At 74.0% G+C, this 12512-nt stretch carries 10 protein-coding genes; all 10 read left to right on the plus strand.

The features are described 5' to 3' along the window. Window positions 1-8 precede the first annotated feature (8 nt). Window positions 9-725 (plus strand): TIGR03936 family radical SAM-associated protein, encoded by a 717-nt coding sequence (locus IRQ30_RS21140; RefSeq protein ID WP_193614854.1) that lies wholly within the window; start codon window positions 9-11, stop codon window positions 723-725. Window positions 726-1076: 351 nt separating this feature from the next. Beyond that, window positions 1077-4379 (plus strand): Rne/Rng family ribonuclease, encoded by a 3303-nt coding sequence (locus IRQ30_RS21145; RefSeq protein WP_193614855.1) that lies wholly within the window; start codon window positions 1077-1079, stop codon window positions 4377-4379. 184 nt (window positions 4380-4563) lie between these two features. Further along, window positions 4564-4866: a 50S ribosomal protein L21 gene (gene rplU, locus IRQ30_RS21150; protein ID WP_134738439.1), complete on the plus strand. Its 303-nt coding sequence runs from the start codon at window positions 4564-4566 to the stop codon at window positions 4864-4866. Window positions 4867-4900: 34 nt separating this feature from the next. Next, window positions 4901-5155, plus strand: a complete 255-nt coding sequence (gene rpmA, locus IRQ30_RS21155; protein ID WP_193609250.1) for a 50S ribosomal protein L27 — start codon at window positions 4901-4903, stop codon at window positions 5153-5155. Window positions 5156-5266: 111 nt separating this feature from the next. Next, entirely contained in the window at window positions 5267-6802 is a 1536-nt protein-coding gene (obgE, locus tag IRQ30_RS21160) for a GTPase ObgE (protein WP_193614856.1), read from the plus strand. Next, window positions 6799-7917, plus strand: coding sequence for a glutamate 5-kinase (gene proB / locus IRQ30_RS21165; protein ID WP_193614857.1), 1119 nt, complete (start codon window positions 6799-6801; stop codon window positions 7915-7917). Before obgE ends, proB begins: the two co-directional genes overlap by 4 nt. 19 nt (window positions 7918-7936) lie before the next feature. Continuing rightward, a complete protein-coding gene (locus tag IRQ30_RS21170; RefSeq protein WP_193614858.1) occupies window positions 7937-8914 on the plus strand; it encodes an endonuclease/exonuclease/phosphatase family protein in 978 nt (325 codons plus the stop codon). Between the two features lie 133 nt (window positions 8915-9047). After that, window positions 9048-10232, plus strand: a complete 1185-nt coding sequence (locus IRQ30_RS21175) for a cysteine desulfurase family protein (RefSeq protein ID WP_193614859.1) — start codon at window positions 9048-9050, stop codon at window positions 10230-10232. Continuing rightward, on the plus strand, window positions 10229-11314 hold the full coding sequence (gene mnmA / locus IRQ30_RS21180; protein ID WP_193614860.1) for a tRNA 2-thiouridine(34) synthase MnmA: 1086 nt from the start codon (window positions 10229-10231) through the stop codon (window positions 11312-11314). Before IRQ30_RS21175 ends, mnmA begins: the two co-directional genes overlap by 4 nt. Then, complete coding sequence (locus IRQ30_RS21185) at window positions 11311-12300, plus strand: uroporphyrinogen decarboxylase/cobalamine-independent methonine synthase family protein (protein WP_193614861.1); 990 nt, start codon at window positions 11311-11313, stop codon at window positions 12298-12300. The genes mnmA and IRQ30_RS21185 overlap by 4 nt, the downstream gene beginning before the upstream one ends. The last annotated feature ends 212 nt before the right edge of the window (window positions 12301-12512 follow it).

The following is a 12512-nucleotide window of genomic DNA, read 5'->3' on the forward strand; positions in this document are numbered from 1 at the left end:
TCCGTCTGATGCGTGACCAGCCCGAGCAGCAGGCACCTCCGGTGCAGAAGCTGCGGATCCGCTACGCCAAGCGCGGCCGCCTGCGCTTCACCAGCCACCGCGACTTCAGCCGCGCCTTCGAGCGGGCGATCTTCCGCGCGCGGGTGCCCATGGCCTACTCGTCCGGCTTCAACCCGCACCCGCGCATCTCCTACGCCGGCGCCAGCCCCACCGGGTCGGCCAGCGAGGCGGAGTTTCTCGAGATCGGGCTGGCGGAGGTCGTGGACCCCGCCACCGTCCACGCCGCGCTCGCCGAGGCGCTGCCCGACGGCCTGGACGTCGTCGAGGTGGTCGAGTCACCCGGAGGCGCCCTCGCCGACCAGCTCGAGGCCAGCCACTGGCAGGTCGACCTGGACATCCCCCCGGCCGAGGCGGCGACGGCCGTGGCGGCGTTCCTGGCCGCCGACGAGGTGCCGGTGGAGCGCATGACGAAGAAGGGTCTGCGCGAGTTCGACTGCCGCGCCGCGGTGATCTCGCTGAGCGCGAGCGCGGGGGAGCGGGGCTCGCGCCTCGACCTGGTGCTGCGCCACGGCACGCCCTCGGTCCGTCCCGACGACGTGCTGGCGGGTCTGGCCCGTACGTCGGGCCGGCCGGCGGTGCCGTCCCCGCTGCTCACCCGCCTCACCCAGGGGCCGCTCGACCCCGACACCGGGGAGATCGGCGACCCGCTGCACCCGATGAGATAGGCCCCCGGGCGAGGCCTGTGCGATACTCGCCCTGGTCGATGACCGTGAGTGGTTCGTGAAAGGGACCACCCGCCTGATTCGACCCGACGACGTTCTCGCCGGCTCCGCTCCTGTGGGTCGGCACAGTGGATGAGGGCCGTCGCCGGACCGCGACGCGGCCAGTGGGAGTCGGTGACAGCGACCCTCGCCTGTGGCCCTGCGACCGCGGCAGGTGACGAACCGCCGTCCAGTGACGCACCTGCGGAGGGTGTCGCCGCCACCCGAAGGCTTTGCGTCGACGACCCGCGTGCCGGGTCCGCGGCGTCCGACACCCCCCGGCGGGGCTCTCCCACCGGGACGAGGAGCAGCACCATGGCTGACGACACCAGCACTCCCAGCGAGACCCCCGACGGCGTCACCGAGGGCGGCGAGGCCTCGGCCGACGCCCCCGCGGCGGCCCCGGCGAAGAAGGCGGCCAAGAAGGCCCCCGCCAAGCGCGCCGCCGCGAAGCGGACCACGAAGAAGGCCGCCGCCGCCCCGTCGGCCGAGACCCCCGCCGACGCGCCCACGGAGGCACCCGCCGACGCGCCCGAGGGCGAGGCGCCGGTGAAGAAGGCCGCCGCCAAGAAGGCTGCGAAGAAGGCGCCCGCCAAGCGGGCGGCCAAGAAGGCCGCAGCGCCCTCCGTCGAGAGCCCCGACAACCCCGACAGTGCGGCATCGACTGCGTCGACCTCGCCCGTCGAGCCCGCCCAGCCGGCCGAGCCCGCCACGGCCGAGGCCGGCGCGCCGATGGTGCTGTTCAAGGCGCCCGAGACCAAGGTCACCACGCGCACCCGCGGGCGCCGCGCCGCGGTCAAGGTCGTCGAGGCGACCCCGGAGCCCGAGCCGACGCTGCCCGTCGACGAGGACGCCGAGGAGCAGGCGGAGGAGCAGGTCGCCCCGGAGGTCGTCGAGCCGCGGAAGCGGACCCCGCGCAAGCGCGCGTCCAAGAAGGCCGCCGTCGCGCCCGAGCAGGACGAGGAGTCCGAGACCGGTGCCGTCACGGCGACCGCCGACGACGCCGAGACCGCCGCCGAGCCCGCGGCCCAGCCCTCCGAGGCCGACGGCGACAGCGACAACGACGGCGACAGCGACTCCGACGACGACGGCTCCGAGGGCGGCCCGCGCCGCCGGCGCCGCCGCGGCGGCCGCCGCCGCCGCAAGGCCGGCGACGGTGACGACAACGGCACGTCCGACGACAGCCAGGACGACGGCGACGACTCCGCCCCGGCCGCCACCAAGGGCTCGGGCTCGGGCCGCGGAGGCCGTGGGGCCGCCCAGGAGACCGAGTCCGACGACTCCGGCGAGGGCGGGACCCGCCGTCGGCGCCGCCGCCGGCGCGAGGGCGACGAGGGCGGCAACGGCGGCGACGACGCCAACACCGTCACCCGCGTGCGCAAGCCCCGCTCGGCCGAGGACGAGATCACCGCGATCGCCGGCTCGACGCGCCTCGAGGCCAAGAAGCAGCGCCGTCGGGAGGGTCGCGAGGCCGGTCGTCGCCGCGCGCCCATCGTCAGCGAGGCGGAGTTCCTCGCCCGCCGCGAGTCGGTCGACCGGGTCATGGTCATCCGCCAGCGCGAGGAGCTGACCCAGATCGGCGTCCTCGAGGACAAGGTGCTCGTGGAGCACTACGTCGCCCGCGAGTCGCAGACCTCGCTCATCGGCAACGTCTACCTCGGTCGCGTGCAGAACGTCCTGCCGTCGATGGAGGCCGCCTTCATCGACATCGGCAAGGGTCGCAACGCCGTGCTGTACGCCGGCGAGGTCAACTGGGCCTCGCTCGGCCACAGGGAGGGCCAGCCGCGCAAGATCGAGTCGGTGCTCAGCTCCGGCCAGTCGATCCTGGTGCAGGTCACCAAGGACCCGATCGGCCACAAGGGCGCCCGGCTCACCAGCCAGGTCAGCCTCGCCGGTCGCTTCCTGGTCTACGTGCCCGACGGCACCACCTCGGGCATCTCGCGCAAGCTCCCCGACACCGAGCGCAACCGCCTCAAGACCCTCCTCAAGGAGATCGTCCCCGACACCGCGGGCGTGATCGTCCGCACCGCCGCGGAGGGCGCCAGCGAGGAGGAGCTCACCCGCGACGTCGAGCGCCTCAAGGCCCGCTGGGAGGACATCGAGGGCAAGGCCAAGGGCCAGGCGCCGCAGCTGCTCTACGGCGAGCCCGACCTGACCCTCAAGGTCGTGCGCGACCTGTTCACCGAGGACTTCAAGAAGCTCGTCATCCAGGGCGAGGACGCCTGGAGCAGCGTCCAGGACTACGTGTCGCACATCGCGCCCGACCTGACCGACCGCGTCGAGCGCTACGACACCAACGACGGCCCGGACGTCTTCGCGACGTACCGGATCGACGAGCAGATCGCCAAGGGCCTGGACCGCAAGGTCTGGCTGCCCTCGGGCGGCTCGCTGGTCATCGACCGCACCGAGGCCATGACGGTCGTCGACGTCAACACCGGCAAGTTCACCGGCTCCGGCGGCAACCTCGAGGAGACCGTCACCAAGAACAACCTGGAGGCGGCCGAGGAGATCGTGCGCCAGCTCCGGCTGCGCGACATCGGCGGGATCATCGTCGTCGACTTCATCGACATGGTCCTGGAGTCCAACCGCGACCTCGTGCTGCGCCGGATGGTGGAGTGCCTGGGCCGCGACCGCACCCGACACCAGGTCGCCGAGGTCACCTCCCTCGGCCTGGTGCAGATGACGCGCAAGCGCATCGGCACCGGCCTGCTGGAGGCCTTCAGCGAGAACTGCGAGCACTGCCAGGGCCGCGGCCTCGTCCTGCACGACCAGCCGGTCGAGCCGCGTCGCGGCGAGGACTCCTCGCGAGGCGGTGGCAACGGCGGCAACGGCGGGGGCAACGGCGGCGGTAGCGGGAACGGTGCAGGTGGCCGGCGCACGCGCGGCGGCCGTGGCCGCGGCAGCGACGACCAGGCCCCGGTGGCTCCGAAGGCGGCCCCGTCGCCCAAGGACGTGGCGGCGATGGCCAAGCCCGAGAACGCCGCCCGCATCGAGGCCGAGGCCGACACCGACGCCGACACCGTGGTGGAGACCGACATCGTGACCGACGCCCCGGCGCCGGTCGAGACCGCGCCCGAGCCGGCCACCGAGCCCGAGGTCGAGGTCCCGGCCGAGCCGGAGCCCGCGGCCCCGGCCGAGGCGCCGGCCGTGGTCACCCGCACACGCCGCAAGTCGCGCTCCAGCGAGGCGATCAGCACCACCCCGGCACCGGTCGAGACCGCGCCCGAGGTCGACGTGCCGGCCGAGCCGGAGCCGGCGGTCGAGGCACCCGCCGAGCCCGAGCCGGAGCCGGAGCCGCAGCCCGCGGCGCCGGCCGAGACGCCGGCCGTGGTCACCCGCACACGCCGCACGACGCGCTCCACCGAGACGATCAGCACCACCCCGGCCCCGATGCCGGTCGTGGAGCCCGTCGCGGTGGCCGCGGCCCCGGTCGAGCCCGCTCCTGCCGCAGAGCCGCCGAAGGTCGTGACCCGCACCCGCGGGCGCAACCGGTCGGCCCAGCCGGCACCCGTGGACACCTCGGACGCGGCCGCGAGCGGGGAGCCGGGCGACATCGACGGCGACGCCGGCTCCTCGATCGAGCACGTCCCCGTCAAGAAGCGGACCCGCAAGCGCTGAGCGTGGGGCGCCGCTCGCCCCGCGTTTTGCGGTGCGAGCGGCGCATCCGTACTATTGACCCTCGGTGCGCTCAGCGTGCCCACACGTTCCAACTTGCCCCATCCTGCGCCCACCCCCTCCGCCTCGAGCGGTCGTGCGTGCCGCAGCCCCAGCTTGTTCAGTGAGACCTACGAAGGAGACCGCGGTGTACGCGATCGTGCGCGCAGGCGCCACCCAGCAGAAGGTCGCCGTCGGCGACGTCATCGAGATCGACAAGGTGACGACCGGCGTCGGCGAGTCGGTGACCCTTCCGGTGGTGCTCGTGGTCGACGGCGAGTCCGTCACCTCGACCGGTCTGGACAAGGCGTCGGTGACGGTCGAGGTCCTCGGCGCCACCAAGGGCCCCAAGATCATCATCCAGAAGTACAAGAACAAGACCGGCTACAAGAAGCGCCAGGGTCACCGCCAGAAGTACACCCAGGTCAAGGTCACCGACATCTCTCTCTGAGCCCTCGCTCGAGACACACCCGAAGGACTACGAAATGGCTCACAAGAAGGGCGCCGCGTCCACCAAGAACGGCCGCGACTCCAACTCCCAGCGCCTCGGCGTCAAGCGGTTCGGTGGCCAGGAAGTCAACGCCGGCGAGATCATCGTGCGCCAGCGTGGGACCCACTTCCACCCGGGCGCCGGCGTCGGCCGCGGCGGCGACGACACCCTGTTCGCGCTCGTCGCGGGCGCGGTGGAGTTCGGCCGCAAGCGCGGCCGCAAGGTCGTCAACATCGTCCCGGGCGAGTGACCTGACGCTCGCAGCACCACTTCGCGCAAAGGGCGTCCCTGCACGTGGGGGTCGCCCTTTCGCCATTTCTGCACCATCCCCGCACCACAACCGTCTGAGAGGCGGTGTCCCATGGCAGTCCCCACCTTCGTCGACCGCGTGACGCTCCACGTGAGCGCCGGTAAGGGTGGCGACGGCGTCGCCTCGGTGCACCGCGAGAAGTTCAAGCCCCTCGGCGGCCCCGACGGCGGCAACGGCGGCCCGGGCGGCTCCGTCATCCTGCGCGTCGACCCCGACGTGACCACGCTGATCGACTACCACCACAGCCCCCACCGCCGCGGCGAGAACGGCGGCCACGGCGCCGGAGCCCACCGCAACGGCTCCCACGGCGCCGACGTCGTCCTGCCCGTGCCGGAGGGCACGGTCGTGACCGACGCCGACGGCACCGTGCTGGCCGACCTGGTCGGCCCCGGCACCGAGCTGGTCATCGCCCAGGGCGGACGCGGCGGTCTCGGCAACGCGGCGCTGGCCAGCTCCAAGCGCAAGGCCCCGGGCTTCGCCCTGCTCGGCGAGCCCGGCGACGAGCTCGACATCGCGCTCGAGCTCAAGGTCGTCGCCGACATCGGCCTGGTCGGCTTCCCGAGCGCCGGCAAGTCCAGCCTGATCGCCTCCATCTCGCGGGCCCGGCCCAAGATCGCCGACTACCCGTTCACCACGCTGGTGCCCAACCTCGGCGTGGTCACGGCCGGCGAGACGACGTTCACCGTTGCCGACGTGCCCGGCCTGATCGAGGGTGCCAGCGAGGGCCGCGGCCTCGGCCACGACTTCCTGCGCCACATCGAGCGCTGCGCGGCGCTGGTCCACGTGATCGACACCGCGACCATGGAGCCCGGCCGCAACCCGGCCGAGGACCTCGACATCATGGAGAACGAGCTCGCGCGCTACGGCGGGCTCGAGGACCGGCCGCGGCTGGTCGCCCTCAACAAGATCGACGTGCCCGACGGCCGCGACATCTCCGACATCACGATCGACGACCTGCGCGAGCGCGGGCTGCGGGTGTTCCCGGTGTCGGCCGCGAGCGGCGAGGGCATGCGCGAGCTGACGTTCGCCATGGCCGAGATCGTGCTGGCCGCGCGCGCCGAGCGCGAGGTCGTCGAGGCCCAGCGCATCGTCCTCCGCCCGCCCAGCGCGGGCGGCGGCGACGACTTCACCGTCACCGCGAGCGAGGACGGCTGGCGCGTGCGCGGCACCAAGCCCGAGCGCTGGGTGCGCCAGACCAACTTCAGCAACGACGAGGCCGTGGGCTTCCTCGCCGACCGGCTCAACCGGCTGGGCGTCGAGACCCGGCTCCTGCAGCTGGGCGCCGAGGCCGGCGACACCGTCATCATCGGCCACGAGGACAACTCCGTCGTGTTCGACTTCAAGCCCGGCATCGACGCGGGCGCCGAGAACCTCGCCCGCCGCGGCGAGGACGAGCGCTTCGAGGAGAAGCGCCCCGCCCACGGTCGTCGGCGTGCGATCCAGGAGGCCATGCCCGAGCGGGCCGAGACCGAGACCCGCGCCGACGTGGCCCGCCGCCTCGACAAGCCGGAGAAGTTCGGCCCGAAGGCCTACACGATCGGCTCGGCCGACGACCCCGACTGGGCTGAGAGCGACCCCGAGGCATGACCGCGGAGCGGCTCGCGGTGACCGGCGCGCGCCGGATCGTCGTGAAGGTCGGGTCCTCCTCGCTCACCACCGCCGCCGGGGGCATCGACCCGGGCACGGTCAGCCGCCTGGCCGACGTGCTCGCCGCGGCTCGCTCGCGGGGCGCCGAGGTGGTGCTGGTGTCGTCGGGCGCCATCGCCGCCGGCCTCTCGCCGCTGGGGCTGGCCCGGCGGCCGCGCGGCCTCGCCGCGCAGCAGGCGGCCGCCTCGGTCGGCCAGGGCCTGCTCATGCACCGCTACACCGAGGAGCTGGCCCGCCACGGCGTCGTCGTCGGCCAGGTGCTGCTGACGCTGGACGACGTCACCCGCCGCTCGCACTACCGCAACGCCTTCTCGACGTTCGCCAAGCTGCTCGAGCTGGGTGTGTTGCCGGTCGTCAACGAGAACGACACCGTGGCCACCAACGAGATCCGCTTCGGCGACAACGACCGGCTGGCCTCGCTGGTGGCGCACCTGGTCCACGCCGACCTGCTGGTGCTGCTGTCGGACGTCGACGGCCTCTACGACGCCGACCCGCGGCTGCCGGGCAGCTCGCTGGTGCCCGAGGTGACGTCGTTCGACGAGCTCGACCACGTGCAGATCGGCAAGGCGGGCGCGGCCGGGGTCGGCACCGGGGGCATGCAGACCAAGGTCGAGGCGGCCCGGATCGCCACCGGCGCCGGCATCCCGGTGCTGCTGGCCTCCGCCGAGCACGCCGCCGAGGCGCTCGCGGGAGAGCCCGTCGGCACGCTCTTCCACGCCACCGGACGCCGGCGTCCCGTCCGACTGCTCTGGCTGGCGCACGCCACCGACCCCAAGGGCACGCTCCTGCTGGACCCGGGCGCCGTGCGCGCCGTCGTCGAGCGGCGGGCCTCGCTGCTGGCCGCCGGCATCACCGGCGTCCTCGGTGCCTTCACGGCGGGCGACCCGGTCAACCTGGCCGGGCCCGACGGGACCGTCGTGGCCCGCGGCCTCGTGAACTTCGACGCCGACGAGGTGCCGCAGCTGCTCGGCCGCAGCTCCCACGACCTGAAGCGCGAGCTCGGCGCGGCCTACGAGCGGGAGGTCGTCCACCGCGACGACCTGGTGCTCCTCTGAGGCTCGGTAGGTTGGCGCCATGACCCTGGGGCGCATCGTCTACTGGTGCGCCGTCGCGCTCCTGCTGCTGCCCGCCCTCGCCCTCACCGGCGTGCGGCTGCTGGAGCCCGACCACGCGCGCGCCATCCAGCTGGGAGCGTTCACGCCCTTCGGGCTGCCCCTGTACGCCGCGGCGCTCGTGCTGCTGCTGGTCGGGGTGCTCCGCGGGCTCGGCCGCCGCGCGCTGGTCGCCGGGGGAGCGGTGCTCGCGCTCGCCGGGCTGCTGCTCCACGCCGCCTGGTACGCGCCGTTGGTCACCGGGACGACGCCGGCCGCGGCATCAGATGCGACACCGGTCGTACTGATGACCGCCAACCTCTTCAAGGGCGCGGGTGACGCCGTCGAGCTCCTCGAGGAGGCCACCGCCGCCGACGTCGACGTGCTGGTCGTCAGCGAGCTCACGCGGGGCGCGGTGGCCGACATGGAGACGGCCGGGCTCGCCGACGCGTTCCCCTACCGCGCCGGCGAGGCGGGCCGCGGCACCGAGGGCACCATGGTGTTCTCGCACGCCCCGGTCGAGGTGGTGGAGACCCTGGACACGATCTTCGACGGCCTGCTGGTGCGCACCGCCGGGCTCTCGCTGCTCGCGGTGCACCCCTATCCGCCCGTCGACCCCGTCGCGTGGCGCGAGGACCACGCGCAGATCCGCGAGCTCGCGGCCTCGGGCGACGCCACCGTCATCGCCGGCGACCTCAACGCCACGCTCGACCAGGCGCCGCTGCGCGCGCTCGTCGACGACGGCTTCCGCGACTCCGCCGAGCTCGCCAACGCCGGCGTCGAGGCCACGTGGCCGGTCGGGGGCGGCTTCCCCGTCCTGAGCGCCCTGCCGCCGAGCGTCGGCATCGACCACGTGATGGTCACCGACCAGTGGACGGTCACCGACACCCGCACCGTGACCATCTCGGGCGCCGACCACCGCGCCGTCCTGGTCTCGATCGCCGCCCGGGCGGACCGGTGAACGGCCCGCGGCTCGGCCGCGCGGAGCAGGGGTGGCTCCTGCGCGCGATCGCGGCCGCCCACCCGGGCCACCCCTGGCTCGACCGGCTCGGATGAGTCCGCCCGGAGGGGTGAGCCGTACGCTTGACCACGCCATGAGCCACGCCAGCCCCGACCCGGTCGTCTACCTCGACCACGCCGCCACCACGCCGATGGTGCCCGCGGCGGTCGACGCGCTCACCGCGCACCTCCTCGACGTCGGCAACCCCAGCTCCCTGCACGCCTCCGGGCGGCGCGCGCGCCGGATCGTGGAGGAGTCGCGCGAGACGATCGCCCAGGCGCTCAACTGCCGCCCGGGCGAGGTCGTCTTCACCGCCGGCGGCACCGAGGCCGACAACCTCGCCCTCAAGGGCATCTACTGGGCGCGCCGGGCCGCCGACCCGCGCCGCACCCGCATCCTGACCTCGGCGATCGAGCACCACGCCGTGCTGGACCCGGTCTTCTGGCTCGGCGAGGACGACGGTGCCCAGGTCGACCTCGTCCCGGTCGACCGCGACGGCCGCCTCGACCTCGACGCGCTGCGCGCGCTCATCGAGCAGGACCCCGCCACGGTCGCGCTCGTCTCGGTGATGTGGGCCAACAACGAGGTCGGCACGGTCCAGCCGATCGACGAGGTGGTGGCCCTGGCCGCCGCCCACGGCATCCCGGTGCACACCGACGCGGTGCAGGCCGTCGGCACCCTGCCCATCGACTTCGCCGCGTCCGGCGTCGACGCGCTGACGCTGACCGGCCACAAGCTCGGCGGGCCCTACGGCGTCGGTGCGCTCGTCGTACGCCGGGAGCTGGAGGTCACCGCGCTCGTCCACGGCGGCGGCCAGGAGCGCGACATCCGCAGCGGCACCATCGACACGCCGGCCATCGCCGGCTTCGCGGCGGCCGTCGAGCTCGCGGTCAAGCACCAGCCCGACCACGCCGCCCGCGTCGCCGAGCTCCGCGGCCGGCTCGTCGCCGGCGTCCTCGACGCCGTGCCGGACGCCCAGGTCAACGGCGACACGGTCCACCGCCTCCCCGGCAACGCCCACCTCAGCTTCCCCGGCTGCGAGGGCGACTCGCTGCTGATGCTGCTCGACGCCCGCGGCATCGAGTGCTCGACCGGCTCGGCCTGCTCCGCCGGCGTGCCGCAGCCGTCCCATGTGCTGCTCGCGATGGGCCGCGCGGACCACGAGGCGCGCAGCTCGCTGCGGTTCTCGCTCGGGCACACCTCGACCGAGGCCGACGTCCGGGCCCTCGTCGAGGCCATCGGCCCGTGCGTCGAACGGGCCCGGGCAGCCTCACGATGAAGGTCCTCGCTGCCATGTCCGGCGGTGTCGACTCGGCCGTCGCGGCCGCCCGCGCCGTCGAGGCCGGCCACGACGTCACCGGCATCCACCTCGCGCTCTCGCGCAACCCGGCGTCGTACCGCTCGGGCGCCCGCGGCTGCTGCACCATCGAGGACAGCAACGACGCCCGCCGCGCCGCCGACGTCATCGGCATCCCGTTCTACGTCTGGGACCTCAGCGAGCGCTTCCACGAGGACGTCGTCGAGGACTTCATGGACGAGTACGCCGCCGGCCGCACCCCCAACCCGTGCCTGCGCTGCAACGAGAAGATCAAGTTCGCCGCCGTGCTCGACCGGGCGCTCGCGCTGGGGTTCGACGCCGTCGCCACCGGCCACTACGCGCAGCTGCGCACCGGCGCCGACGGGCTGATCGAGATGCACCGGGCCGTCGACCACGGCAAGGACCAGTCCTACGTGCTCGGCGTGCTCGACCAGCACCAGCTCGCGCACTCGCTCTTCCCGCTCGGGGACTCGCCGAAGTCGGCCGTCCGTGCCGAGGCTGCCGAGCGCGGGCTGCTGGTCGCCGACAAGCCCGACAGCCACGACATCTGCTTCGTCGCCGACGGCGACAACGCCGGGTGGCTGCGCGAGAAGCTCGGCGACCGCGCCCCCAACCACGGCGGCGCGATCGTCGACGACGCCACCGGCGAGGAGCTGGGCCGCCACGAGGGCAGCTACGGCTTCACCATCGGCCAGCGCAAGGGCCTGCGCCTCGGCACTCCGGCGGCCGACGGCAAGCCGCGCTTCGTCCTCGACATCGAGCCGGTCTCCGGCACGGTCACGGTCGGGCCGCGCGAGCGGCTCGCCGTCCACCGGCTCGGCGGCATCAAGCCGCGCTGGTGCGGCAGCGTCCCGACGCGCCTCGACGCCACCGTGCAGCTGCGCGCCCACGGCGACGAGCACCGCGCCGTGGTCGCGACCACGGGCGACCGGGTCGACATCGAGCTGCTCGACCCGGCCTTCGGCATCGCGCCCGGCCAGGCGGCCGTGATCTACGACGGCAGCCGCGTGGTCGGCTCCGCCACGATCGCGACGACCGCATGATCGCGACCGGCGTCGGCTCGATGCCCGGCGGCGACCAGCCGGCCTACGACGAGGCGGTGCGCGTCGTCCTCGGCGAGCTCGCCGACCTGCCCCACCTGCCCGAGGTGCCTGGCCGTGGGGCGCCCGCGGGGATGCTGGGCCGAGCGCTCGCCGTCACCGACGGCCTCGGCATCGACCTCCAGCCCGCCGGGTGGCGGCTCACCGACGCCTCCGGCGTCGACCACCGCCGCGCCCGGAGCCTCCTCGCGCAGGACCTCGACGGCCTCGAGGAGCAGGGCCAGGACTACACCGGGTCGTTCAAGGTGCAGGTCGCCGGCCCGTGGACGCTCTCCGCCACCGTGGAGAAGCCCCGTGGCGACAAGGTGCTCTCCGACGTCGGCGCGCGCCGCGAGCTGGCGCAGGCGCTGGCCGAGGGCCTGCGCGGTCACGTCCGCGACGTACGTCGGCGGCTGCCCGGCGTCGACCGGCTGGTCGTCCAGGTGGACGAGCCGATGCTCGCCGCGGTCCTCGGCGGCGGCGTGCCCACCGCGTCCGGCTTCGGCCGGCACCGGACCGTCCACCCGCCGGAGGCCTCCGAGCACCTCGGCTGGGTGCTGGACGCGATCGGTGCCGAGCAGGCCGAGCCGTGGGTCCACTCCTGCGCGCCCGGCACCCCCTGGGCGCTGCTGCGCGGCGCCGGCGCCCGCGGCCTCTCCGCCGACCTCGACACGCTCTCCGCGCGCGACCACGAGGCGCTGGCGGAGGCCCTGGACGCGGGGGAGAGCGTCGCTCTCGGCGTCGTCGCGTCCACCGACCCGGCCCAGGCTCCCACCGAGACCGAGCTGACCGAGCGGGTGCTGCGCTGGCTCGACCTCGTCGGCCTCGACCCCGTCACCGTCGGCGACTCGCTGGTCCTCTCGCCGACCTGCGGCCTCGCCGGCGCCACGCCGGCCTGGTCGGCCCAGGCCCTCCGCCTCCTCTCCGCCGCCGCCCGCCACCTCACCTGACCGCCGACTGCACGCCGGTGGTTGAGGAGGTTGCGCTAGCAACCGTCTCGAAACCACGTTCCAAGTCGGAGGGGTTTCGAGACAGGCGCTAGCTGTGATGTCCAGGCACGTTGGTCGAGAAGGTGTGAGGACACGATCTGATGTCGTAGATGGGTGAAGGCCCCCTGTTGTGAAGTGGAGCTGTCTAGTTCACCGCTTCGCCAACAGGAGGC

Origin of the sequence: Nocardioides lijunqiniae, from assembly GCF_015024225.1 — a bacterium.
Taxonomy (GTDB): domain Bacteria; phylum Actinomycetota; class Actinomycetes; order Propionibacteriales; family Nocardioidaceae; genus Nocardioides; species Nocardioides lijunqiniae.